The sequence below is a fragment of the Polaribacter sargassicola genome (assembly GCF_021991835.1).
Lineage (GTDB): Bacteria > Bacteroidota > Bacteroidia > Flavobacteriales > Flavobacteriaceae > Polaribacter > Polaribacter sargassicola.
This window is the reverse complement of record NZ_JAHDAU010000004.1, coordinates 158,984-185,342: the sequence shown is the minus strand read 5'-3', so window position 1 is coordinate 185,342 and position 26,359 is coordinate 158,984. Positions and strand designations below refer to the sequence as shown.

Annotated in this window: 24 protein-coding genes; 6 read left to right on the top strand and 18 right to left on the bottom strand. The window is 28.1% G+C overall.

Annotated elements, in window-relative coordinates; all coding sequences use genetic code 11:
- Window positions 1-82 precede the first annotated feature (82 nt).
- From KI686_RS08455 to KI686_RS08425, 7 genes are all read right to left on the bottom strand, one after another.
- Entirely contained in the window at window positions 83-1,615 is a 1,533-nt protein-coding gene (locus KI686_RS08455) for a hypothetical protein (protein WP_237588843.1), read from the bottom strand.
- A 68-nt stretch (window positions 1,616-1,683) separates the two neighbouring features.
- Entirely contained in the window at window positions 1,684-2,865 is a 1,182-nt protein-coding gene (locus tag KI686_RS08450) for a class I SAM-dependent methyltransferase (RefSeq protein WP_237588842.1), read from the bottom strand.
- Window positions 2,866-2,871: 6 nt separating this feature from the next.
- On the bottom strand, window positions 2,872-3,954 hold the full coding sequence (locus KI686_RS08445) for an AI-2E family transporter (RefSeq protein ID WP_237588841.1): 1,083 nt from the start codon (window positions 3,952-3,954) through the stop codon (window positions 2,872-2,874).
- Window positions 3,954-5,231 (bottom strand): hypothetical protein, encoded by a 1,278-nt coding sequence (locus KI686_RS08440; RefSeq protein WP_237588840.1) that lies wholly within the window; start codon window positions 5,229-5,231, stop codon window positions 3,954-3,956. Before KI686_RS08440 ends, KI686_RS08445 begins: the two co-directional genes overlap by 1 nt.
- 52 nt (window positions 5,232-5,283) lie before the next feature.
- Window positions 5,284-5,943 (bottom strand): pyridoxamine 5'-phosphate oxidase family protein, encoded by a 660-nt coding sequence (locus KI686_RS08435; protein ID WP_237588839.1) that lies wholly within the window; start codon window positions 5,941-5,943, stop codon window positions 5,284-5,286.
- 7 nt (window positions 5,944-5,950) lie between these two features.
- On the bottom strand, window positions 5,951-6,466 hold the full coding sequence (locus KI686_RS08430) for a GNAT family N-acetyltransferase (protein WP_237588838.1): 516 nt from the start codon (window positions 6,464-6,466) through the stop codon (window positions 5,951-5,953).
- A gap of 23 nt (window positions 6,467-6,489) precedes the next feature.
- Entirely contained in the window at window positions 6,490-7,008 is a 519-nt protein-coding gene (locus tag KI686_RS08425) for a DinB family protein (RefSeq protein WP_237588837.1), read from the bottom strand.
- Window positions 7,009-7,092: 84 nt separating this feature from the next.
- Between KI686_RS08425 and pdxR the strand changes: the two genes are divergently transcribed.
- A complete protein-coding gene (gene pdxR / locus KI686_RS08420) occupies window positions 7,093-8,586 on the top strand; it encodes a MocR-like pyridoxine biosynthesis transcription factor PdxR (protein WP_237588836.1) in 1,494 nt (497 codons plus the stop codon).
- On the opposite strand, the gene KI686_RS08415 is transcribed toward pdxR, so the two are convergent.
- Window positions 8,561-9,424 (bottom strand): RluA family pseudouridine synthase, encoded by an 864-nt coding sequence (locus KI686_RS08415; RefSeq protein WP_237588835.1) that lies wholly within the window; start codon window positions 9,422-9,424, stop codon window positions 8,561-8,563. The genes pdxR and KI686_RS08415 overlap by 26 nt on opposite strands.
- Window positions 9,425-9,441: 17 nt before the next feature.
- Window positions 9,442-9,777 (bottom strand): hypothetical protein, encoded by a 336-nt coding sequence (locus KI686_RS08410; protein ID WP_237588834.1) that lies wholly within the window; start codon window positions 9,775-9,777, stop codon window positions 9,442-9,444.
- Between the two features lie 85 nt (window positions 9,778-9,862).
- Between KI686_RS08410 and KI686_RS08405 the strand changes: the two genes are divergently transcribed.
- The gene (locus KI686_RS08405) at window positions 9,863-10,384 is read left to right on the top strand and encodes a flavodoxin (RefSeq protein ID WP_237588833.1); all 522 of its coding nucleotides are present in this window, start codon (window positions 9,863-9,865) and stop codon (window positions 10,382-10,384) included.
- A 114-nt stretch (window positions 10,385-10,498) separates the two neighbouring features.
- Here KI686_RS08405 and KI686_RS08400 read toward each other — a convergent pair whose 3' ends face one another.
- From KI686_RS08400 to dnaN, 5 genes are all read right to left on the bottom strand, one after another.
- Complete coding sequence (locus tag KI686_RS08400) at window positions 10,499-10,918, bottom strand: VOC family protein (protein WP_237588832.1); 420 nt, start codon at window positions 10,916-10,918, stop codon at window positions 10,499-10,501.
- A 35-nt stretch (window positions 10,919-10,953) separates the two neighbouring features.
- Window positions 10,954-12,645, bottom strand: a complete 1,692-nt coding sequence (gene ggt / locus KI686_RS08395) for a gamma-glutamyltransferase (protein ID WP_237588831.1) — start codon at window positions 12,643-12,645, stop codon at window positions 10,954-10,956.
- 9 nt (window positions 12,646-12,654) lie between these two features.
- On the bottom strand, window positions 12,655-13,905 hold the full coding sequence (locus tag KI686_RS08390) for a M14 family metallopeptidase (RefSeq protein ID WP_237588830.1): 1,251 nt from the start codon (window positions 13,903-13,905) through the stop codon (window positions 12,655-12,657).
- Window positions 13,906-13,919: 14 nt separating this feature from the next.
- Window positions 13,920-14,507 carry an acyl carrier protein phosphodiesterase gene (locus KI686_RS08385; RefSeq protein ID WP_438617006.1) on the bottom strand — a complete coding sequence of 196 codons (588 nt, stop codon included), beginning with the start codon at window positions 14,505-14,507 and terminating at the stop codon, window positions 13,920-13,922.
- Between the two features lie 110 nt (window positions 14,508-14,617).
- Window positions 14,618-15,736, bottom strand: coding sequence for a DNA polymerase III subunit beta (gene dnaN / locus KI686_RS08380; RefSeq protein ID WP_237588829.1), 1,119 nt, complete (start codon window positions 15,734-15,736; stop codon window positions 14,618-14,620).
- Window positions 15,737-15,913: 177 nt separating this feature from the next.
- Here dnaN and KI686_RS08375 point away from each other — a divergent pair, with 177 nt between their 5' ends.
- From KI686_RS08375 to KI686_RS08365, 3 genes are all read left to right on the top strand, one after another.
- Entirely contained in the window at window positions 15,914-18,409 is a 2,496-nt protein-coding gene (locus KI686_RS08375) for a PIG-L family deacetylase (RefSeq protein WP_237588828.1), read from the top strand.
- Window positions 18,410-18,668: 259 nt separating this feature from the next.
- The gene (locus tag KI686_RS08370; RefSeq protein WP_237588827.1) at window positions 18,669-20,375 is read left to right on the top strand and encodes a sodium:solute symporter family protein; all 1,707 of its coding nucleotides are present in this window, start codon (window positions 18,669-18,671) and stop codon (window positions 20,373-20,375) included.
- A 3-nt stretch (window positions 20,376-20,378) separates the two neighbouring features.
- Complete coding sequence (locus tag KI686_RS08365; protein ID WP_237588826.1) at window positions 20,379-21,350, top strand: Gfo/Idh/MocA family protein; 972 nt, start codon at window positions 20,379-20,381, stop codon at window positions 21,348-21,350.
- 53 nt (window positions 21,351-21,403) lie between these two features.
- Here KI686_RS08365 and KI686_RS08360 read toward each other — a convergent pair whose 3' ends face one another.
- Both KI686_RS08360 and KI686_RS08355 read right to left on the bottom strand, forming a co-directional pair.
- Complete coding sequence (locus tag KI686_RS08360) at window positions 21,404-22,021, bottom strand: class I SAM-dependent methyltransferase (RefSeq protein WP_237588825.1); 618 nt, start codon at window positions 22,019-22,021, stop codon at window positions 21,404-21,406.
- Between the two features lie 122 nt (window positions 22,022-22,143).
- Entirely contained in the window at window positions 22,144-22,671 is a 528-nt protein-coding gene (locus tag KI686_RS08355) for a DUF2911 domain-containing protein (RefSeq protein WP_306665750.1), read from the bottom strand.
- Between the two features lie 120 nt (window positions 22,672-22,791).
- Between KI686_RS08355 and KI686_RS08350 the strand changes: the two genes are divergently transcribed.
- A complete protein-coding gene (locus KI686_RS08350; protein ID WP_237588824.1) occupies window positions 22,792-23,556 on the top strand; it encodes an NAD(P)H-binding protein in 765 nt (254 codons plus the stop codon).
- A gap of 261 nt (window positions 23,557-23,817) precedes the next feature.
- On the opposite strand, the gene KI686_RS08345 is transcribed toward KI686_RS08350, so the two are convergent.
- Together KI686_RS08345 and KI686_RS08340 are read right to left on the bottom strand one after the other, a co-directional pair.
- Window positions 23,818-25,095, bottom strand: coding sequence for a sulfatase-like hydrolase/transferase (locus KI686_RS08345; protein WP_237588823.1), 1,278 nt, complete (start codon window positions 25,093-25,095; stop codon window positions 23,818-23,820).
- Between the two features lie 368 nt (window positions 25,096-25,463).
- Complete coding sequence (locus KI686_RS08340) at window positions 25,464-26,294, bottom strand: penicillin-binding transpeptidase domain-containing protein (RefSeq protein WP_237588822.1); 831 nt, start codon at window positions 26,292-26,294, stop codon at window positions 25,464-25,466.
- Window positions 26,295-26,359 lie beyond the last annotated feature (65 nt).

Sequence of the window (26,359 nt, the reverse complement as noted above, 5' to 3'; positions counted from 1 at the left end):
ATAAGTAAGATTAAAAGTTTTTAATAATTAAAAAAAGGTGCTTAATTTACATTAAGCACCTTTTTTATTAGGAGTTTTTGTTTTATTTAAGTTTTAATAAAGAAAAATGATATTTAATTCCGACATTAAAAAAAGGATTGCTAATTTCTCCTTTACCAACAGCTTTAATATAACCAACAGCACTTCTTAAACTTAAAGTGTTATTAAGCTGATAATCTAAACCAACACTTGGTTTAGCAATTAAACCTTGTCCTGTTAAAATATCTCCTCCACCAGCAGCTCCTGCTAATATTTGTGCAAAAAGAGATACTTTATCATTTAAAATAGGATTTGTATTAAGTCCCAAACCAACAATACCTTCTGCATATGCACCAGCATTACCAAAATTAGCAAAAGAAGTTTGTCCTGCTACATATAAATTTTTATTTAAATTTAGATTTACTTGAACAGATATTTGTTGCATATTTTCAGTGGGTTTACCTTCTTCTCTTGCAGGGTTAAAATAAACCTCTTGTTGTGTAATAACTTCTATACCTTTAAATTTTGCAGAAGTATAAGAAGTATTTTCAGATATAATTCCGTTTCTATCTACATAATATTTTAAACCAAGTCCGAAAGAAGAGGTGTGAAAATGAGAGTTAGGAGACATTACATATCCTTTGTTTATAGAAAGGAAAAAATTATCAAATACTTTTTGTTCAATAGAAAGATCTGGATATAATAAAAATCCTCCTTTAGAGTCTACGCTACCACCACCACCAGCACCAATACCAAATTTGGCTAAAATACTTGTATTGTTATTATTTAAAGATAAATGGTATCCACCACCTAAAAATACATCCATGTAACCCGCTTTTATTCCGTCATAAGCTCCATCTAATTTTAAGAAACTAAACCAGTTTTTAGTTAGATAAGTTGCCAATTCAAAACCAGCAAGTTTTATAGTAGCTCTACCAAAGGTTTTTATATTAGTATTATCATCATCGCCTAAAATTTTTAAATTATTTAGATGAAACATTAAAGAAATTCTTTTGGAATTTACGTTCCAATCAGAATTTTTTAAGTGGCTAAAATCAAATTCATCTTCAGAAAATTTATAATCAGAATAAGAATATTCTAAGGGAATTTCTAAAGCAATATTTAATTGATGACCTCTAATATTTCCTTTATCAAAAAAGTTAGCATAACTCCAACCAGAATTTATAGAAAAACTCTTAAAATCGTAACCTAAATTAAAGTGAGGCAAAATGAAAGCGCCACCACCATCTGGCGCAGCTGCACCACCACCACCACCAAAATGGAAACCAGTATCTAGATATAAATTATCTGCAATATTTTTTTTAACACCGGCATTTACTCCCAAAGTAAAAAAACCACCTTTATTACCAGATACAGAACCGTAAAGACCTAAACCTGTATATGCCCAATTATTAAGCATTAAATTATAATGGATACCTGCAAACCCCATATTAGGATCATTATCGGGTAATGATAAAGAAAGGAAGTCTATTTTAGCAAATGTTTTTTGAATTTTCTTTTCAGGAATTTTTTCGGTCTGAGAAAATAGAAATGAAGAACTAAATGTAATAAAGAATAATAAGTAATATTTTTTCATAGTATATTTTTAAAATATTATTGGTTTTCAATTTTCTGTTAAATTTAATTATTTAATTTTATTATTACCTAATTATTTGTCTTTGAGCAAATAATACAAATAGGTTTGTTTTGTATATCCGTTGTAAAAAAAATATAGTTATTTCCACCGTCAGATAAATTAGTTTCTTTTCTAATTTGTGCCACCGTTTTTGGGAAATTTCTAGTAGTAATATTTGCTTTTTTTTCAGGTAAAAGTCTTTTCAATTTTTTCTTATCGTAATTTAAAATAGTTTCAATTTTAAAAATTCTACCTGGAAAATCTATTAAATGTGCCGATGTATATAAATGAGAATGTTGATGTAATTTAAAAACGTCTAATTTTTTTGCTATTTGATGAAATCCACCTGATTTTAAAATAGCCGAATTAGGTTCGTATAAATAGGTAAGCGGTTCTGAATATGTAGAAGTTATTTCTTCATTAAAATTAAAATCAAATTTTTGATTTCTATCTTTTAAAATATTGATAGTTTTAATTTGTATGTCTTTCTCGTAATTTTTTTCTAATAAAAAAAGAACCTCTTTTACTTCGTTTTTAATAGCAATTATGTGTATTTCTTTTACAAATTTTAATTCTGATATAGCGCTAGAAATATCTAAAATTGGCGAGTTTTTTAATAAAATTTGATTGCTTTTAGAAAATAGAAAATCAATATTTTCGGGCACATTAGGCAAACAATCTTTTAATAAAAAAACCTTTCCTTTTATGTCGTTTCTTCTTGAAGGATCTATGTAAATACAATCAAAATTTTTGTCAGTATTTTTTAGAAATTCAATTCCATCACCAGAAAAAGTAGTAATATTATTTACGTTTAATTGTAGGTAATTGTGTTTTACAATTGTTGATAAATCGGCATTAATTTCGCAATGAATAACTTTTTTAAATTGCTTTGCAAAGTAAAAACAATCTACACCAAAACCACCCGTAATATCTATAATGCTGTCTCCTTTTAGCAAGTTAGCTTTGTAGTTTGCTGTAATTTCTGATGAAGTTTGTTCGATACTAATTTTTGGTGGATAATAAATATTATCTGTAGTAAACCAAGTGGCAAGTTTTTGCTCAGATTTTTGTTTTGCAACAATTTGATTGGCTAACTCTTGTATTGTAATTTCATTAAAAGGACTGCCTTTTAATATTAGTTTTGTAATATTAGATTTTAAATTATCAACAATAAATTGCTGTATTTTAGGTTGTAAGATATTTAGATTCAAAATTTGTTAAATGTCTTTAGTTAAAGATTTTACAATTTTATTTTCTGATAAAAATTCTTTTAAAATTACTTTTAAAGCGGTGTAACAAGGTACCGCAGTTATCATACCTAAAACCCCAAATAATAAACCACCAATTACTATTACTAAAAAGATTTCTAAAGGGTGTGATTTTGTGGTTTTTGAAAAAATTACAGGTTGGCTCACAAAATTATCTAATAATTGCGCTAATAAATAGCAAAACAAAATCCATAAAGACGTTGGTAAAATTTCTGTTTGAAAGTCTTGGCCAATATTACTAGACATCGATAAAATAAACATTAAAATACCGCCAATTAAAGGGCCAACATAAGGTATTAAGTTTAGCATTGCACACAAAAAAGCAATAACTACTGCATTAGAAATATCAAAACTTAATAAAACAATGGTATAAATTACAAAGAGAACTGTTATTTGAATAATTAGGCCAATAAAATAACTTGCTAATAGATCGTTTATAGTTTCTAAAGATTTAGAAAAACGTGTTTCAGATTTGTTTGGTATTAATGTTAAGACTCCGTTTTTTAGTAATTTACTATCTTTCATAAAGAAAAATGAAATAAATAGTACCGATAACAACCCAATACTTAAACTACCTAATGCACCAAGAATGGTATTTAAAATATCTGGTATTGTTTTAAATTGAGAAACAACGTCAATATTTTCTAATTCTTTTAAAACATCAATTCCTTTGGATGAAAAATAGACTGTTATTTCATTAAAAATATCCTGAATGTTGGTTTGTAGTTTATCAACCTCTAAAAGCGATAAACTTCTGCCTTGTTCTAAAATTAAAGGAATAAATAAAAAAACTAAACCGGTTAATAAACTTAGCATTAAAAACATGGTGGTTATTACCGCAATTGTTTTAGGAAATTTTAATTTTTTGGTTAAAAATATAATAAAAGGACGCCCAATTAAAGATAAAATAGCTGCAATAATTATATAAACAATTACAGATTGAATCATGTACAAGAAATAGCCTAAAAGTAAAATTCCGACTATGATGGCTAAAGCTCTTAAAATGCCGTTTGCAATTGTTTTTGATGTCATTAGTTGTATGCTTTTACGGTTCCCATACTTAAGTTTCTTCCGCCAGAAAAAGTATGATTTGTTGGTAATAATGTACCACTTTCTGTAGTAATCCAATCTTGCCAAGTTGCCGAAACTCCTTCCATTTTCATACTTGGTACATACATTTTATAACTTGTAGGTATAAAGTTTTCATCAAAAAACCAAAGATAAGAATCTCCTGGTGTTGTACCGCCAGTTGTATATTTTACCAACAAGGCTTCTTTATTATCTACTTTTTTAATACTTCTTATTGTACCGTAATCATATAATTTATGCGGAGCAACCAACCAAAAAGAATCGTTATTAAAAATATCCCAAGCACGTTTTATAATTTTCGTATCTGCAATTTCTTGTTTTTTATCGTTATAATAAACAGTGCTTTTTTCTTTTTCTTCTGGATGTAAGTTTACACGAATAGAATCCCAAGAAACATCAACAATATGTTTTTCTTTATCCCATTTAAAAGAACGCTTACCAGCAAAACTCCATTCTATAAAACGTGTATTTTTATAGTTTTCATGTTTAATCGCTTTTAAAACAATGTCTGCTAAAACATCTGCTTTTTCGTTATAAGCTCTTACATTACCCATCTTAATTTCTAAACCAAATAAAGAAAGTTTGTGTTTTGTAGGTAATTTTATACCAGATTTTGTGTCTTTTAAATCTGACCAAGTTGCAGAAATACCACCAATAGGAATAATAGAAGTCCACATTTTAAAAGAAGTAGGTAAATAGTTTTCATCTAAAATCCATAAATAAGAATCTCCAGGAGTGGAACCACCAGAAGTATAGGTTATTAAAAGAGCTTCTTTGTTATTATAATTTACAATACTTCTTTCTGTACCAGGATCAAAAATTTTATAAGGCGCAATTAACCAAAAAGAATCGTTGTTAAAATAAGCTTGTGCTTTTTTTATAATTTCTTCGTTTTCAGAAAGTTTACCATCAATATAAACTTCAGATTTTTCTGGGTGTTTTGTATGTAAAGTTACTTTGTATTGTGCCCAAGAAACGTGTACAATATCATTTTGTTTATCCCAAGTATAAAAATGCTCATTTCTAAAACTCCACTTTAAAATTTCTGTATTTTCATAAGCTTCATGGTTTAAAGCATCAAACATTTTGTTTGCTAAAATTTCTGCTTCTTCTCCTTTTTTGCCTTTAGGTAACGCTTCATTATTAACAAAATAATAAATAGTAATTGCGGCAATTATTAACAGTAAAAGTATTCCGATAAATTTAAAAAGCTTCTTCATTTTTATAAATTAAAAAATTAGAAGCTAAAATATCAAAATTTAAAAGAAGAAACTATTTGTTGGCTTTATAATAATCTAAAATATGTTTTGGTATTTCCATGTTTTTAGGTTTTCCTTCATCAGCAATTGGGTATTCTGCTACTTGTTTTATGGGTACAATTCCTGCCCAAACATCACAATTATAATCTTCTGGTTCATCATTTACACCAACATCTCTTACTTTTGCTGAAGCTGTTTCTATAGTAAATTCTACCACTAAAGTTCTGTCTAATTCTTTTTGATGCATCGGTCTTAAAGAACTCCATTGATTTGGTACCATTTGGTTTACAATCCGCTCTAAAATTGTTGTTTTGTCTGTGTCATTTTCAATTTTTTTTAAGCTACCAAAAAGTGTTACAGATCTGTAGTTTACAGAATGATGAAACCCAGAACGTGCTAAAACCAATCCGTCTAAATGCATTACGGTTATAGATGTTTCGCCGCTTTCTAAAATAGCCAATAGCATTCGGTTTGCTGTAGAACCATGAATGTAAATTTTATCATCTTTTCTGGCGTATGCCATCGGAATTGTAATAGGTTTTCCATCATAAATATAACCCACGTAACATAAAAACCCGGCATCTAAAATTGCATTGATTTTTTCTACATCGTAAGTTGCTCTGTTTTGGCCTCTTTTTACTCTGTTTAATTTAGATTTTTGATAAGTTTTCATAGTTGTATTATAAATCTTTAGAAAAAATTAAGTTTTCATAATTGGTTTCTCCCACATAAAAATCGATACTTCCGGCTTCTTTAAAACCGTACTTTTTATAAAATTTAAGACCTTTTGTGTTTTTATAATAAGCTGTTAACCAAATTGTTTTAAAATTTAAATCGGTAGCTTTTTTTAAGATGATTTCCTGTAATTGCGAACCAATTTTTAGGTTGATAAAATCATTTAAAATATATAAACGTTGTAGTTTACAAAAATCTATATTAGTATTATTCTCTGTATCTATATTTAAAGTAAGCTTTGCAAAACCGATAGGTAAATCATCAGAAAAAATAATCCAAAATAAATTGTTTTCATCATTTATTTCAGTTTTAATCTGAGTTACAGAATAATATTTTTTATAAAAATCTAATAAATTTTGTTTGTTTTCTACAAAATTTCCGTGAGATTCTGTGTAGGTAACTCTACCCAATAAAGCAATATAAGTTGCGTCTGTAATTGTAGCTCTTCTTATTGTAATCATTTTAATTTTAATGCTTTATTAGTTTATAAATAACGTTCTTTAATAATGTTTATATGCCAAATACTGTGGCCTAATAGTAAAAAAGCGCAAGCTCTTGCAGACATTGGTGAGTTACTTACAAATCCCATATTTTTTAAGTTTTCTTTAGAAATACTGTTGATTAAGTTTTTAGAATAACTACGAGTAATTGAAAATTCTTTCAATAATTCTTCGATACTTTTTGTGTTTGCTTCGGATGGATCTATATAAATATCTTGATCGTAACCAGGTAACGGAGTTTTGTCTTTTCTAGAAATTCGTAAAAAACGATGCATAAAAATACGCTCTGTATCTATAATGTGTTGAAAAACCTCTTTTATAGTCCATTTTTCGGGTAAATATTTATATGCTAATTTTTCATCTGTAATAGAAGAAAAGAAATCTATAATCATTTTTTCGTCTTCTTTATACCCAATTTCTAAATTGGTGTTGGCCGAAACTTTGTTTATATATCTAGCATAATATTCATTATACTCGTTATCGTTTAACTCTCTTTTAATCATAATTATAGCTTTTTGTATTTCAAAATTAATATATTTATGGACTATATTAATCATCCAGAATAAAAATAAATAATAGTCCAGTTTATGTTTCCTTTTAAAACCAGTTTTTATTTAGATAGAAAAAGCAAACAAGCTTTGTATTTGCAGTTATCAAATCAATTTATAAGGTTGATAAAAGAGCGCAAACTTTTACCAGAAACAAAGTTACCGGGTAGCAGAACTTTAGCAGAGTTATTAAATGTACATAGAAAAACGGTTGTGGCTTGTTATGAAGAGTTGTTATTGCAAGGTTGGGTAGAAAGTATTCCTAAAAAGGGAACTTTTATCAATGCAAAATTACCAGAATTACATCAACAAGAATTTGTGCAAAAAAAAGAAGTTTTATCAACTAAAAAAGTTGGATTTCAATTTTATAAAGATGCATCTTTACAAAGAATATCACCAGAAATTAAAGAAGGTTTTATGATGTTTAATGACGGTATTTCTGATGCAAGATTAACACCAACCGAAGATTTAGCAAGAACGTATAGACGTATTTGTAGTAAGAAAAATATTTATAAAGAAATGTCTTACGGATCGCTTTTTGGCAATGAAAAATTAAGAATAACTTTAGCAGATTATTTAAATAAAACACGCGGATTAAATATTAATAAAGACAATGTAATTATTACTAGAGGAAGCCAAATGGGTATTTTTTTATCGGCCAAATTATTATTACAAAAGAATGATAATATTATTGTTGGACAAACAAATTACACGTCTGCAGATACTAATTTTTTACAAAGAAAAGCAAACTTACTTAGAGTTTCTGTTGATAAAAATGGTTTGGTTACTGATGAAATTGAGCAAATTTGTCAAAATAAATCAATAAAAGCAGTATATGTAACTTCTCATCATCATCACCCAACAACGGTAACTTTGTCTGCAGAAAGAAGAATTCATTTATTAAACTTAGCTAAAAAATATAGTTTTGCAATTATTGAAGATGATTATGATTACGATTTTAATTACAATCATTCACCAATTTTACCATTGGCAAGTCATGATACAAATGGTAACGTAATTTACATAGGTTCTGTTTGTAAAACAGTTGCACCAGTTTTTAGAATTGGTTATATAATTGCACCCAATTCTTTTGTAAATGAAGCTGCAAATCAGCGTAGATTTATAGACAGACAAGGTGATGCTTTATTGGAGTTAACTTTTGAAGATTTTATAAAATCTGGAGATTTAGACAGACATATAAAAAAAGTAATGAAAGTTTATAAAGCCAGAAGAGATTTGTTTTGTAAACTTTTAAAAGAACAATTTTCCACTGTTTTTACGTTTGATAAACCTAAAGGAGGAATGGCTGTTTGGTTAACCTTAAATAAAAAATATTCTTGGAAAACCGTTGCAGAAATTGCGAATAAATATCAACTAGAAATAGGAGAGTGGCAACGTTATGACAATGCAAAAATAGGGCATAATTCTATTAGAGTTGGTTTTGCAATGTATAATGAAGAGGAAATATTTGCGTTAATTGATAGGTTATTTAAAACAATGCAAGAAGTTAAAAATCAGGAAATATCTTTGTAAATTTTTTAGGTATTTCTTTAGAAATAACAATTTTTTCTTTCGTAAACGGATGTGTAAATTCTAAACCAGCAGCATGTAAAAACAAACCTTTTCCGTTTAATATTTTGTTTTCTAAAAAGTATTCTTTGTCACCCAAAATAGGGTTTTTTAAAGAAAATAAATGCTTTCTAAGTTGATGTTTTCTACCTGTTTTTGGTTGTAGTTTAACTAAGTTTAAGTACTCAAAACGTTTAGAAACTACAGATTGTAAAACTTTATAATTTGTATAGGCTAGCTTTTCGTTAATAGGAGAATTGATAAAACCTTTTGATTTCATTTTGCCAATTGTAATAGCAAAATAAGTTTTCTGTATTTCTTTCTCTTCAAATAATTTACTTAATTCAGTAATTGCAGTACTTGTTTTACCAATTAATAAAAGTCCGCTTGTTGGGTAATCTAAACGATGAATTGGTTGTGGTTTAACTGCATCAAAAAATGTGCTTTTTTGTAAGTTTTGAGATAATGCATTTGCAATGGTTACAAACTTATTTCCACTAACTAAAATTCCCGCAGGTTTGTAAATTATGGCTAAAAAATCATCTTCAAATAGCACTTCTAAATTTAGTTTAAGCCTTTCAAAAGTAGATGAATTTTCAGACTCAAAAAGCTCAATTTTTTCTCCGCCAGAAATGTATTTAGATGTTGTAGCTAAAGTATCATCAATAAAAATAAGCTCTTTTTTAATGGCTTTTTTAATGCCAGATTTAGTAGGAATTGTATTAAAAATACCAACTGCATATTCTTGAAAACGAATAGAAGTGTCTAATTTATTTACAAAATGAGTTTCTACTAATTGCATTAGTACAAATTTAAGCTTTAATTTATCAAAGCGTTCATTTGTAGTTCAAAAATAGTACCTCTAACCAAATCTTCTAATTGAATAATATTCTTTTTAGTAGATTTAAAAATCAATTTGGTATAACTTGTATTACATGTTATTTGGTTTAGTTCTTTACATTCATTGCATTTGCAACCAGATTTTACAGAATTTATAATCTCTAAAAAAGCATATACTTCCTTATTTTCTAATATCAAGGCAACATCACCAATAATAATTTGTATTCGATCCATATTAAAATCAGAATCTAAGTTATTTTTTAAAAAATAAGATGCGCCAATATTGTTGTGGTAAATAGGTTTTAAATAGTGCATAAATTGTTTTTCGTCAAAAATACATTATTTTTATTTAGAATAAATAAAAATAATGTATTTTTGTAGCAACACTAAATTGATTAGGTTGGAAAAAATAGCATTATTTTATGGCTCTGATACAGGAGTAACAGATGACATTACAAAAGATTTTGTAGAATATTGGGAAGAAGATAATTTAGAATTAATGGAAATTGGTTACGCTTCTGTTGATAATTTTAACAAGTATAATACTATTATTTTAGGATTATCTACTTGGTATGATGGTGATTTACAAAGTGATTGGGAAACGTTTTTTGACGATTTTAAAACGATTGATTTTACAGGCAAAACAGTTGCAATTTTTGGTTTAGGAGACCAAATTGGTTACGCAGAATATTTTGTTGATGGAATTGGTATACTAGCAGAAGTAATTATAGAAAACGGAGGAAAGTTGGTGGGATTTTGGTCTACAGAAGGTTACCGTTTTACAGATTCTGTTGCACTTATAAAAGATAATGAAAGTATGTTTTATGGTTTAGCTTTAGATCATGATAATGAATCTCAATTAACTGATGAACGTTTAAAAACTTGGATTAAACAGATTAAAGAAGAATTTGAAGTAGCTTAAAAAGAAAAAGTGTTGTTTTGGTAAAGTAGCTATTAAATAAAAGAATTAAGCTTGTAATTTTTTTATTAGATAATAGCTACTTTTTTTTTGTTGTTCTGTAAGATATTTTATGTGTTATTTGGCAAACAATTGACTTATATCTTGAAAAGCTTTAAATTCTAGAGCATTACCTTCTGGATCTTTAAAAAACATAGTTGCTTGTTCGCCAACTTTTCCTTGAAAACGAATACAAGGTTCAATTTCAAACTTAGTGTTTGCAGCTTTTAATCTTTCTGATAATAAATGCCAATCTACCCAAGTTAAAACGACTCCAAAATGCGGAACCGGAACATCATGACCATCAACAGGATTAGAAATCCTTTCTGGTTTAAAATCTTCTTTTTGATGAATTACTAATTGATGTCCGAAGAAATTAAAATCTACCCAACTCTCAGTACTTCTTCCTTCTTCACAGTTTAAAATATCTCTGTAAAAAGTTCTACATTTTTCTAAATTTTGTACCGGAATTGCTAAGTGAAATGGTTGTACTTGCATTACTTTTATTGTTTGTAAAAATTATTTTTTTTTGTTTAAAACCCTACAGCAGTATCATCACCACGTTTGTCTGCACCACCTTCTAAAGTTTTGTCTTCGTTTATTAAAATAGCCGATACTTTACCAATAATTCTAGAAGTAGTTTCATCTATTTTATAACCTAAACTTTCTAATTCTGTAATTGTTTTTTTATCAAAACTATTTGGTTCCATTTTAACAACATCTGGTAACCATTGATGATGAAATCTTGCCGCATTTACAGCTTCTTGCATGCCCATTTTGTATTCGTGCACATTTAAAATTGTTTGTAAAACAGATGTAATAATTGTAGAACCTCCTGGAGTTCCTACTACCATAAAAAGTTGATTGTTTTTTTCTACAATAGTTGGCGTCATAGAACTTAACATTCTTTTTTCTGGTTGAATTTCATTTGCTTTTGCACCAATTAAACCAAACATATTTGGTACGCCTGGTTTGCTAGAAAAATCATCCATTTCATTGTTTAAAAAGAAACCTAATTCAGGCGAATATAATTTAGAGCCATAAGCACCATTTAGTGTTGTTGTTACCGAAACAGCATTACCAAATTGATCTACAATAGAGTAGTGTGTAGTTTCATCACTTTCTATAATTTCTATATTTCCGTGAGAAACATCTTCAGATTTTGTTGCTTTTTCAAAAGAAAAATCTGCCATTCTTTCTTTGTTATATTCTTTAGAAATTAATTTTTGTTGTGGTACGGTTACAAAATCAGGATCACCTAAAAAATAACTTCTATCTGCATACGCACGTCTTTCTGCTTCTGTAATTACTTGGATAGATTTTGTACTGTTATGACCAAATTTATCGATATCAAAAGGTTCAATTGCTCTCATAATTTGCGCCAAAGCAACACCACCACTAGAAGGTGGAGACATTGAAATAATTTTTAATCCATCATAAGTAAAAGTAACCGGAGTTCTCCATTTTGCTTCGTATTTTTCTAAATCCTCTAAGGTCATTATTCCTCCATTAGCTCGGATAAAATCGACTAATTTTTTGGCAGTTTCTCCTTTGTAAAATTCGTCTCTACCGTTTTGTTGAATTTTAGTTAAAGTTTCTGCTAAAGCAGGATATTTAATGGTGTCGTTTTCTTGCCAATTTTTAGTAAAAAGAATAGAATCTTTATTTACTTTTAAAAACGAAGGTTGATAATTTTTGATTCTCTTAGCTTGCTTATTGGTTACAATTACACCTCGTTTAGCTAATGCAATTACGGGTTCTAAAATTTCTTCGATAGATAATGTTCCAAATTTTTTGTGAGCTTCAAAAATTCCGGCAACAGTTCCTGGAATTCCAATAGCCATAGCACCAGCAGTACTTTTCCCTTTAATTACATTGCCTTCATCATCTAAATACATATCTTTTGTAGCGGCTAAAGGTGCTTTTTCTCTATAATCTAAAGCGCCAATTTCTCCATCATTTTTTCTGTAAACCATAAAACCACCACCACCTAAATTTCCTGCAAACGGATATGCAACTGCCAATGCCATTTCTGTAGCAAACATTGCATCAAACGCATTTCCTCCTTTTTTTAAAATGTCTGCACCAATTTTAGAAGCTTCTTCTCTTGCAGAAACTACCATTGCTTTTTTAGTTGTTAAACCTATAATTTTTTCTTTTTTTTCTGGTGTTTTACAATTTATCAATAGTAAAGAAAGTGTAAAAAGTAAGCTTAGTTTTTTCATGTATCTATTTTAATTTTGCTCTAGTAATAATTTCATTAATTTAATTGCAGAAACTTTTCCTTTTTCTTTTAAAAGGTCTCTTGGTGTGTTATCTCCAATTTCATAAGTTAAAGATTCTGCGTTAAATGTATTAAAAAAATAGCGAGAAGAAATTACAGAGTTGATATTATCTGAAGGTTTTATATTAGGATTTAAGTTTAATTCTGCTCCCATTTGTTGTATCATTTTAGGCACAACACCAGTAGCATTGCTTGTTAATACTGGGTTTAGTGTGTAAAAAATATCATGATATGTAGAATGGAAATCTACAAAAAAGTATATTTTCTTTCCATTTTTGGTAACACTTTTGTAATAATCTTGAACAACATTTGTTTCTGGCTGATTTTTATTACTCCAATCTCTATTTAAATCAATTCCGCCAGCATTGTGTCTCCAATGTCCGTTATCAACACCATCCGGATTTACCATAGGAACAACGTAAGTAGAAAATTGTTCTCTAAATTTTTTAGCCAAATCACTATCAGAAGCAATTGTTTCTACAAAAGATTTCATGGCTAAATAACCTGTAACTTCTGGAGGATGTTGCCTAGAAATTACGGCAATCATTTTTTGATTAGAATCTTTTCCTATTTCAAGAGATTCAATAGTTCTTTTTTCTTTACTAAGGCCTATTAATTTACTTTTTACAAATGGCTTTTTTGCAAGAGTTTGTATCCAATTTTTATTGTCTTTAGAGTTGATAACTTCTTGTGCAGCAACCCATAAAGTATCTGTATTAATGGTTAATTTTAATTGAGCAATATTAGCTGATTTAGAAGTTGTATCAGTTTTTATAAGTTGATAATTTTCAGGTTCTATTGTATTCCATCTTTTACCATCTGTACTAATTTTAGGATCATATCGATGTTTAACATTGTTTAAGTAAGTTAAATTTAGGTAGATATTTGTAGTTTTTTTAGACCAAATTTTAAAAGCATACCAAGGGCTTGTGTTTATAGGTGTATTTTCTGGAGTAATAAGTGTGCTAATTAACGTGTCGTTAATTCTTGTAATACCATTTAATCTTGCTCCATCAAAATTATTAGTAACATATACATCATCACCCAAATTAAAAACATCTTTATATTGTTTTTGTATGGGTTTTGTATCTGTAGAAACTGCTTTTACAGGAGCTTGACCTTTCCATTTTGTACTTTTTTCTGCTGTTTTACAGTTAAATAATATAGTAGAAATTAAAATGTATAAAAGTGTTTTTTTCATAATAAGAGCTTTAATTAGTTCATTTTTTTTATTTTTTGATGCGTGTATTCTTTTAAGTCTTTAAAAAATGTTGTAAAATCTTCTTCTAATTCTTTATGAAGAATGTTTAAATCTTCAATAGCTAAATTCATTTGAGATTTACCTTGAGTTCTTTTATTCATTCCGTTTAAAACGCGCTCAATTCCGTTTTTAAATTGATAGTTGTAAAGAATATCATATTCAATCATGTATTTAATAAAGTTTTGAGATTTAAGAGGTAAGTTTTCTGCAATCTCATTAAACATTTTATAAATTGATTGTGTGTATATGTCTAAAGGAATTTCTGAATATTGAGCCCAATTTTTAGCTAAAAAATAATCATAAAAAATATCGATAATTACACCGTCATAATGTCTGTAACGTGGATGTAACCTTCGTTTACTTTGCCTAACAATAGGGTGTTTATCTGTAAAAGTATCTATTGCTCTGTGTAAAAAAATACCTTGCTGAATTTCTTTAGAAAATTTTTGGTAATTATTGCCTCTAATATGATCTGCAATAAAATTACCAATCATAAGACTGGTATTGTTTTCAGATAAATAGAGATGGGCTAAAAAATTCATAAAAGTAAATGTAAACAAAAAACCACAACTAAAAAGTTGTGGTTTTTATATTTTTATATCTTGCTTAGACAAGAAAGGTAAATTTTTAAAATAAAATTATGCTAAAAATCTTAGTTATTTAACATTACCGGCATTACTAGCATGGTAACTTGTTCACCTTCGTCAGTACCATCAATAGGAGTTAAAATTCCGGCTCTGTTAGGTAAAGACATTTCAATTAAAACTTCGTTAGAACTTAAGTTGTTTAACATTTCGCTTAAAAAACGAGAGTTAAAACCAATTTGCATATCATCACCTTGGTAATCGCAACTTAAACGTTCGTCTGCTTTGTTAGAAAAATCTAAATCTTCTGCAGAAATATTTAATTCTGTTCCTGCCATTTTTAAACGAATTTGATGTGTTGTTTTGCTAGAAAAGATAGAAACACGTTTTACAGAGTTTAAAAAAGAAGCTCTATCAACGGTTAATTTATTTGGATTTTCTTTAGGTATTACAGCTTCGTAATTTGGGTATTTTCCATCAATTAGTCTACAAACTAAAACTACGTTATCAAATGTAAATTTTGCATTTGCATCGTTATATTCAATAATTACATCACTCTCAGAACCACCTAAAATTCCTTTTAATAAATTTAAAGGTTTTTTTGGCATAATAAACTCTGCTGTTTGATCTGCAGTAACATCTGTTCTAGAATATTTTACTAATTTATGAGCATCTGTAGCAACAAAAGTTAAGCTTTGTGAGCTAAATTGAAAAAATACACCACTCATTACAGGTCTTAAATCATCATTACCAGCAGCAAAGATTGTTTTAGAAATAGCTGTTCCTAAAATACTTGCAGGTACAACAGTTGTACTTGGTGATGCTAAAGAAACTGCTTTAGGAAACTCATCTCCACCAAAATAAGCCATGTCGTATTTACCTTGGTCAGAACTAATTTCTATAGTACTTTCTCCATCGGTTTTAAAGGTTAAAGGTTGATTAGGAAACGTTTTTAAAGTATCTAATAATAAACGTGCAGAAACAGCAATAGAACCAGAGCTGTCGCTTTCTACATCAACTACAGAACTCATGGTAGTTTCTAAATCTGATGCAGAAACTTTTAATTCATTTTCAGATAATTCAAATAAAAAGTTATCTAAAATTGGTAAAGTGTTGTTGCTATTTATAACGCCACCTAAAACTTGTAATTGTTTTAATAATTGCGAACTAGATACAATAAATTTCATGTAATGTCTTTTCTAAATTTGATTTACAAATATATTCTAAAAAAGTGACTTTAAAAATTAATTTATTAACAGGTTATGAGCATTTTTTTTGATGAATTAAGAAACGTTATAATTATGTTAACAAATAAAAATCTGTAACATAAAAAACTACTTTTGTTTTTTGACTAAATTTTAATTATGAAAAAAAATTTACTTTCTATACTTACTTTTTTATTGATTTCTGTTTCAATATTTGCTCAAAAACCTCAAAAATTAACTTCTAACCAAATTTACGAGAAAGTTCAGAAATTAAACTTTTTAGGAACAGCTTTATATATTGCAGCACACCCGGATGATGAAAATACACGTTTAATTTCTTATTTATCTAATAGTGTAAAAGCAAGAACAGGTTATTTATCTTTAACAAGAGGAGATGGCGGACAAAATTTAATAGGTTCTGAGATAAGAGAACTTTTAGGTGTTATTAGAACGCAAGAATTATTAGCCGCTAGAAACGTAGATGGTGGAGAGCAAATGTTTACAAGAGCTAACGATTTTGGTTTTTCTAAACACCCAGATGAAACTTTAGAAATTTGGGATAAAGAAAAAGTTTTAAGTGATGTTGTTTGGGCAATTAGAACTTTTAAGCCAGATGTAATTATTAACAGATTTGATCATAGAACACCTGGTACAACACACGGGCATCATACAAGTTCTGCAATGTTAAGTGTAGAGGCTTTTGATATTGCAAACGATTCTACAAAATATACAGATCAATTAAAATATACAAATACTTGGCAGCCAAAACGTTTGTTTTACAATACATCATCTAGAGCTTTTAACAGTGAAGCCGCATTTAATGATGCTGCAAAAAATTTAATTTCTTTTGATATTGGTAAATATTATGCTTTAAAAGGTGTTTCTAATAATGAAATTGCAGCAACAGCAAGTAGCCAACATTTAAGTCAAGGTTTTGGTAGATTAACAACAAGAGGATCTCAAAAAGAATACGTAGAGTTTTTAAAAGGAGATTCTTTAAAGGTGAAAAATGATATTTTTTCTGGCATTAATACTACTTGGAATCGTTTAAAAGATGGTGGAGCAATTGGTAAAATTTTATATGATATAGAAGAAAATTTCAATTTTGTAAATCCATCTAAACATTTACCAAAATTAATGCTGGCGTATAGTATGATTAAGGATTTAGAAGAAGGTTATTGGAAAACAATTAAAGAAAAACAAATTAAAGAAATTATAGAAGCATGTGCTGGTTTGTATATAGAAGCATCTGCAAAAACATCTTCTGCAACACCAAATTCTAAAATTGATGTAGATTTTGAATTGTTAAATAGAAGTGATGTAAATATTCAATTAACATCTATAATTTCTGAAATAGATAATAACGAAATTTTTAAAGGGTTTAATTTAACCAAGAATAAAAAGTTTACGTTTACAGAAAAAGTAGCTTTAAAAACAGACGATTATTCAGATCCTTATTGGTTACGTAAAAATGCTAGTTTGGGTATGTATTCTGTAGAAGATCAAACGTTAATTGGTTTGCCAGAAACACCTAGTATTTCTAAAATTACCTATAAATTTATTATAGATTTTGTACCAATAACAATTACAAAAGATATTGTTAGGCGTTATGCAGAAAGAGACAAAGGAGAAATTTACGAACCGTTTAGTATTTTACCAGAAGTAACTACAAAATTAGAAGATAAAGTAATTATTTTTTCTGATAGTGTTGCTAAAAAAGTTAAAGTAACTATTAATGCAGGAGCAAATTATATAAACGGAAGTGTACATTTAGAAGTTCCAGAAAATTGGTTGGTTTCTCCATCAGAAATTCCTTTTAATATTCCTTTAAAAGGAGACAAACAAGTTATAGAATTTACTGTTACACCAACTAATAATGAGTCTGAAGGTACATTAAAAGTTGTAGCTAGCTCTAGAGGGAAAACATACACAAAAGAATTGGTAGAAATTAATTATAATCACATACCTAAACAATCTGTTTTACTAAATTCTGAAGCAAAAGTTGTTCGTTTAAATATTAAAAAAGAAGGAGATTATATAGGATATATAAAAGGAGCAGGAGATGTTGTACCAGAAAGTTTACGTCAGATTGGTTATAATGTAGAGTTGATAAATCCGGTAGAAATTAACGATAAAAATTTACATAAATACGATGCTGTTGTTGTTGGTATTAGAGCTTATAACGTTGTAAAAGAATTAAAATTCAAGCAAAAATTCTTACTAGATTATGTAGAAAAAGGAGGGAACATGATTGTACAATACAACACCAATAGAAATGTAGATGTTGGTGCACCTTACCCTATAAAATTATCTAGAGATAGGGTAACAGATGAGTTTGCAGAAGTTTTAATTTTAGCAGAAGAAAATCCTTTAATGATGTATCCAAATAAAATTACAAATGAAGATTTTAATGGTTGGGTACAAGAACGAGGTTTGTATTTTCCTAATTATTGGCACGAAGCTTATGTGCCAGTTTTATCTATGCACGATAAAGGAGAAAATATGAAATTAGGTAGTTTATTAATTGCAAAATATGGTAAAGGAAACTACATTTATACAGGTTTAAGTTTCTTTAGAGAGTTACCAGCAGGAGTTTCTGGCGCATATAAAATATTTGCAAATATGTTGTCTGTTGGCAAAAACGAAACAAAGTAAATAAATAGGTTTAGCCCTGATTGAGCGGTTTGTTTGAGCTCTTTTTTAGTGTTAGTTTGAGTGAATTTTGAAGAATGAAAAATTTGTATCGAAAACAAACTAAAAAAAGCGAGTAGCGAAAGCAGGAAAAAGCTTCAAAAAAATACAGATGAAAGAACCAAAACATACCTGGAAAAAAGAATATACTTTGGTGTTAGTTGCCAATGTAATTTACATTATTGCATTTTATTTTATCACTAATTATTTTACAGTTTAGTTTATGGAAATTGCGAGTAAATTACATACAATAGATTGGATTATTCTGTCTGTTACCTTAATTTTTATTGTTGCTTACGGTACGTATGTTACCAGAAAAAATGCCAACGTTACCGATTATATTAAAGGTGGAAGCGACTCTAAATGGTGGACGATTGGTTTGTCTGTAATGGCAACGCAGGCAAGTGCTATTACATTTTTATCTACGCCAGGACAAGCTTTTCATAGCGGAATGGGTTTTGTGCAATTTTATTTTGGATTGCCAATTGCAATGATTATAATTTGTGTGGTTTTTATACCTATTTATCACAAGTTAAAAGTGTACACAGCTTACGAGTTTTTAGAAGGAAGATTCGATTTAAAAACAAGAAGTTTAGCCGCAATTTTATTTTTAGTTCAGCGTGGTTTAGCGGCAGGAATTACCATTTTTGCACCCGCAATTATTTTAAGTGCTGTATTAGATTGGGATTTGTTAACCCTAAATATTATTATTGGTTTTTTAGTGATTATTTATACTGTTTCTGGAGGAACAAAAGCGGTAAACGTAACACAGAAACAACAAATGATTATCATTTTTATAGGAATGTTGATTGCATTTTTTATGATTATGAGTCAGTTGCCAGAAAATATTACGTTTAAAAATGCTTTAGAAATTGCAGGTGCAAGTGATAAAATGCAAGTGTTAGATTTTTCTTTTGATTTAAGCAATCGATACACAGTTTGGACAGGAATTTTAGGTGGAACTTTTTTAATGTTATCTTATTTTGGTACAGATCAAAGCCAGGTGCAGCGTTATTTATCTGGTAAATCTATTAGAGAGAGTCAGTTAGGTTTAATTTTTAACGGATTATTAAAAGTACCAATGCAGTTTTTTATTCTGTTAATTGGTGTAATGGTTTTTGTTTTTTATCAATTTAATGCATCTCCTTTAAACTTTAATCCTACCGCAAATGACGAAGTTAAAAATTCTGAATTTGTAGCAGAATATCAGCAATTAGAAGCAGAACATATCATTATAGAAAATGATAAGAGATTATTGTTTTCTGATGGATTTCAGGTAGAAGAAAAAGAACGAATTAAAGGGTTAAATAAAAGAGATTTAGAGTTAAAAGAAGCCGCAAAAGAAATTATTAATAAGATTGATGAGAAAAATACGCTTAAAAAAATAGAATCTAACGATAAAGATTATGTCTTTATCCATTTTATTTTAAACAACTTACCAAGAGGATTAATAGGGCTTTTATTGGCCGTAATTTTATCGGCAGCAATGTCATCAACAGCATCAGAATTAAATGCTTTGGCAAGTACAACGGCAATAGATTTATATAAACGAAATGTGAAAGGAGTAAAAAATGAAGAGCATTTTGTAAAAGCTTCTAAATGGTTTACGTTGTTGTGGGGAATTATAGCTATTTCAGTAGCGTGTATTGCCAATTTGTTTGATAATTTAATTCAGTTAGTAAATATTATTGGATCTATTTTTTACGGAAATGTTTTAGGTATTTTCTTATTAGCTTTCTTTATTAAGTTTGTTAAAGGAAACGCAGTTTTTATTGCTGCAATTATAACACAAGCATTAATTATAGCTGTTTTTCTATTAGATTGGTTGCCGTATTTATGGTTAAATTTATTAGGCTGTGTTTTGGTAATGGCAATTGCAATTGCAATTCAGTTTTTAATGCCATCAAAAGATAATGTAGAAACTATTTAGGTTATGCAAAAGAAAACGATTAAATGGGGAATTATTGGGCCAGGAAAAATTGCCAATAAATTTGCAACAGATTTAGCAACTATTAAAGATGCAGAATTGTTTGCTGTAGCATCTAGAAATAAAGAAAAAGCTGTAGATTTTGCTAAAAAATATAATGCCCCAAAAGCATATAATTCTTATTTAGAATTGGTTGAAGACGCAGAAGTTGATGCCGTTTATATTGCTACTCCGCATAGTTTTCATAAAGAACATGCTATACTTTGTTTGCAGCATAAAAAAGCAGTTTTATGCGAAAAACCTTTTGCTATGAACTTGCAAGAGGTAGAAGAAATGATTGCAGTAGCAAAGAAAAATAATGTTTTATTGATGGAAGCATTATGGACTTATTTTTTGCCACATTATAATTATGTTTTAGATATTATTAGAAGCGAAAAATTTGGAAAAGTACTAACCTTAGAATCCGATTTTGGGTTTTATAATACTTATAATACAGATAGCAGAGTTTTTAAAAAAGAAGTTGGCGGAGGTAGTTTATTAGATATTGGTATCTATCCAATTTTTGCAGCTTTGTCAAGTTTAGGAAACCCAGTTTCTATTGAAGCAGAAGCTTCTTTTTTTGAAAACGGGGCAGATTCTGAATGTAATATTATCTTTAACTATAAAACAGCTAAAGCATTTTTAAAAAGTACACTTTTAGAAAAAACACCTACAAAAGTAATTTTTACTTTAGAAAAAGCAATTGTTATTATAAATACCCGTTTTCATGAACCTACAACGGTAAGTGTTATAGAAAATGGAAGCGAAGAGCTTATAGATTTTAATTACAAAACAATTGGATATAATTTTGAAACAGAACATTTTAACCAATTGTTAAGAGAGGATAAAAAAGAGAGTAATATTATGACTTTTGAGTTTTCTAGAAACTTAATTAAAACGTTAGATAAAGTTAGAAATATTATTGGTTTAGAATATTAATATTTAAACGATTTATAAATTTTTATTCTAAAGCCTTATTTAAAAATAAGTGTTTAGCGGATTTTTTTTCCTATAAATCTAATAACTTTACTTTTAGCTTTATGGTATTTTCCTTCGTCTAGAACAACTTCTTTTTCTTCTAGCAAAAGAATTTCAAAATCAGGAAAATCATTTTTAATCATATCAATAGAAAATAAAAAATCAATATTTTTTGGTCCGCCTGCATTGGTATTTTCTTTTTGTAATTCAAGATGATTTGTACTAAAACCTTCCAAAATTATAAATCCATTTGGTTTTATCAATTCTGCTATTTTAGTGTGGTATTTGTTTAAAATGTTAGGAGGAAAGTGGGCAAAAATTAAAGCAGCAACATCAAATTTTTCATTCAATAAATTTAGATTTAAGAAATCACCAACTTCATAATTTAAGTCTACATTTTCTTTTTTGGCAAGTTTTAAAGCTTTGTTTTTACCTTTAATACTAATGTCAAAAGCATAAGCTTTTAACCCTTTTTTTGCTGCATAAACAGCATTTCTTCCTTCTCCTTCTGCAGGAAAAAGAATTTTACCTTCTAGTTTGTATTTCTTTAAAGATTCTTTAAAAAATAGGTTAGGTTCTGTACCATAAGCATATTCATTTTCTGCATATCTATTATCCCACATTTCTTTCATAACACCTAAATTTTATCATTTAAAACAAAGTTAATTATTTAGAAAAAGAATTTTAATAATATAAATCATAAAAAAATCTCAAGCTTTCACTTGAGATTTAAATAAAATATTTTGATGAGTTTTTAGTTTTTTACTTCAAACTTTGCACCTACGTAAGTGTTTTCCCACATTAATCCTAAAACTCCAGAAGTTAATGTTAAGTCATCAAAAGAAATTGTAAAAGTTTCAATTTTTACAGGTATTTCATCAACTTTAGCACTAACTTTTAAAGCAACTTTGCTTTCATCCCATTTTTTAGGATTTCCCCAGTTTGTAGCATCAGAATAAAAGATAAAATCCCAAGAATCTTTATTTGGTGTTGTATATAAAGCGTAAGTTCCTGCTTTTAAAGTTTTACCAGAAAAAGTAACATCTTTACTAAAAGTAATTTTAGTGTTTTCGTTTGCACCTGTTCTCCAAACTTTACCAAAAGGAACTAAATCACCAAAAATAGTTCTACCTTTCATTCCTGGTCTAGAAAACTCTACAGTTACATCTGTTATACCTACAGTTTGTACAATTTTAGAAAATGGACTTGCTTTCGGTTTTTTTTGCGCTGTTGTAGAAAAAGAAATTGCAACTACAAATAAACTTAGTAAAAATTTTTTCATTTTGTTATCGTTTTTAATTTTGATAAAATTACGATTTCAAAAAATGAGTATTGTTAACAAAACCTTAAAAAAGGGATTGTATCTTTGATAAAGTTAATAAGTTTTAAAAGGTGTTTTTACATGAAAAATATTAGTGTTTTAGGTTGTGGTTGGTTAGGTAAATCTTTAGCAATTTCTTTGTTAAATGAAGGTTTTTTTGTAAAAGGTTCTACTACATCTGAAGATAAATTAGAGCTTTTAGAAGATAACGGAATAGAAGCTTATATTGTTGATATTGCAGATTTTGAAGAGTTTGATACCTTTTTAAATTCTGATATTTTAATTATTGCAATTACTAGTAAAGATATTGATGGTTTTGAAAATTTGATTTCTCAAATAGAAGAATCTAGCATACAGAAAGTAATTTTTATTAGTTCTACATCTGTTTATGGCAGAATTAATAAAGTGATGACAGAAGAAGATGATGTACTAAAAAATCATCCTTTAGTAGAAATTGAAAACTTGTTTAAAGAAAATACTTTTTTTGAAACAACCATAATTCGTTTTGCTGGTTTATTTGGTGATGAAAGACAGCCTTGTAATTGGTTTAAAAACGGACGAAAAATTCCGCAGCCAAAAGGTTTTGTAAATATGATTCATAAAGAAGATTGTATAGAAATTATACACGAAATTATCGATCAAAATTGTTGGAATGAAACTTTTAATGCCTGTTCTAATCATCATCCTACAAGAAGAGAATTTTATACTTTAGCAAAACTAAGTAACGGTTTTGAAATGCCAGAATTTGAAAATAATGATGTTTACCAATGGAAAATTATCAGTTCTAAAAAAGTACAAGAAGTTTTAGATTATACTTTTATTCATGATGATTTATTAGCAATTTAAGATTAAAAGTATAGGTTTTATTATTTTTAATGAACTCAGTTAACTTCACAGAGTTTTTCTATTTTTAGAATTCATAATTTGTATCTCTAAATTTTTATGTAATGTCTTCTAAAGAGTTCAGTTCTTTACATACAAAACCATTTTTTTTACTAAGAATTTTGTGTTATGTTGTGTAAAAATTAGCAAATAAAACTGAATAGAATTTTTAGCAGTAGTCTATTAATAGTCAATCAATTTTATACTTAATTAACAAAAGTTATTTTAATTTCTTATTCTCAACAATTCGATTTCTAATTCTTCTTTAGACTTTTTTTCAATAGTATTTAGAGACGAATTTAGAATGTTATTTTTCTCGTATGGATCATTAATTAAGTGGTACATTTCTTCTTTTCCATCAGCAAATACTAATAATTTATAAGTACCGTTGCTAATTGTCCAAGCATCATTTTTTTCATTCTTCATTTCAGAATACTGATATTTTCTAATTAATTTTTTTTCAGATAAAAGCGGTTTAAAGCTTTTGCTATCATTAATTTCATCAATTTCTACACCTGCTATTTCGGCTATTGTAGCAAAAATATCTGTACTCGTTATTAAATTATTATCGATGCCTTTTCTTTTAACTCCTTTTCCAGACACAAATAAGGGCATATTTATACCGCCTTGGTGTAGGCTTCTTTTTACCTGATTTTTAGAATATGGGGTTTGGGTAACTACGGGTTCTGTACCGTTATCACCCATAAAAATAATGATGGTATTTTCTCTTTCTTCTTTAGGCATTGAATTTAAAAGTTTTCCTATTTGGTAGTCCATTGCTTCTATAGAAGCCATAAAATAAGGAGTTGGATCTAAATCTTTAGTATAAGGAGGTAAATTACCTTGACTGTGCATTTCTGCAGGAGGAATATGAAAAGGCGTGTGTGGCGCATTATATGCTAACCACATAAACCAAGGTTTTTCTTGTTTATTAATCCAATTGAACGCTAAATCTGTAAATTTTTTGGTAGTGTATTCTGTTGATGTTGTTTGTTTTCCTTTTTCTGATAAAGGCCAATTATAATAATCTTTAACAGAACCTATAAAAATTCCTGCGTAATAGTCTATACCAAATTTTTCAGGATTAATAGTTGTATCATAACCAGAAATATGCCATTTACCAACTACCGCTGTGGCATAAGAATTATTAGTATTTTGGTTGATGTATTTTTGCAATAAAATTTCACTTTCATTCAATTTTTGGTTTGCCCATCTTACATCTGTTCTATATCCATATTTGCCCGTAATCATTGATGCTCTTGTTGGTGAACATGTTGGATATGTCCAGAAGTTATTAAAGCTTAAACCTTCTTTTCTAATAGCATCTATATTTGGTGTATGTGGTTTTATGGTTCCTTCGGTAAATCCGGCTAATGCATCTTTACCCATATCATCTGCTATAATAAATAGTATGTTTGGTTTTTTACCTGATGGTTTTTTAGTTTGATTTATATTACAACCCAAGAATAAGATTGATATTAAAATGTACAGTGCTTTTTTCATTTATATATGTTGATGAGTTGTATTGTATTGAATGGGTTTTTAGTTAAAAAATTGTCTTTTTAAAAGATTTCTTAGCTGTTTAAAAGGTGAAAAATAGTTTGAAAAAGGTTTTGTTCTTAATTTTTTTGTTTAGGTAAATTTACCATATTTTTTCGCCAATGTTTATTCTGTATTTTTCATAATTGACAATAATTAAAAGTTTAATTTTTAATCAACTTATTTCAGGGAAATTTAAGGTTATAATTATTACCAATATTTAGTTTAGAAACGTAGGACAGTCGATAAATACTACGGTTAAGTTTGTATTTAGCCAAATATAATATTTTATATTTTACGGATTTTATACAAAACGCGATGCTTTAGAGTTCTTATTTTATAATGTTTAAAGCTTTAATAGTAATTTGTTTCCTTAAATTAGGAAATAGCTTTTTATTAAGAGTACTTTTTGGCTCTATGTTGGTTGCAAAAAAATAATTATTCTCTTTAGATTCAATATAGCCTACAAACCAGCCATTATAATTTCCATTTCTAACTGATAGTCCTGTTTTTCCGTTTAAATTATATTTCCCGTATTTCTCAATAAAAAATATTTTTTTCATAATATCTTCAGTTCTTTTAGAAATACCAAGTTCTGATTTAGAGAAATGTTTGATAAATTCTATTTGTTGAAATTGATTAATTTTAGAATCTCCTTCTAACCAGAATTTATCTATATTTTTAGAGTTTACTTTCATATCCTTATATTCCAATTTTTTCAGATATTCATTCATTCTTTTTACTCCAATTTCTCTAGCAATTTCTTGATAACAAGGCACGCAAGAATACTTAAATGCATCTTTTAATATTAAATCTTGTTCCCAAACTTTAAAGTCTCTTTTTTCTCCATTCCAACGGAATAATGTACTATCGTTTTTAACAACTTTAGTTTCTAAAGCAATTATTGAATTTACAATTTTAAAAGTAGAAGCTGGTAATCGACCAGTTTTGGCCCAATCAAAATTATTTGAATAGAATAAATCATTTTTTAAGTCATAAATAAGAATAGAACCATTAACATTACTTGAATCTATAATTGACTGAAATTGAGGTTTTATAATTTTATTTTCCGATGGATGAACCTTTTTTTCTTTTTTAGAATTCTTGTTTTCTGTACAAGAGTTTAAAAGAAATATTATCAATATAATGTTTAAAATCTTCATTTTTTTGGTAGTGTTGATAATGGTTAGTAAAACAAAAGTGTTGTTTTATCTATAATTTAGAATAT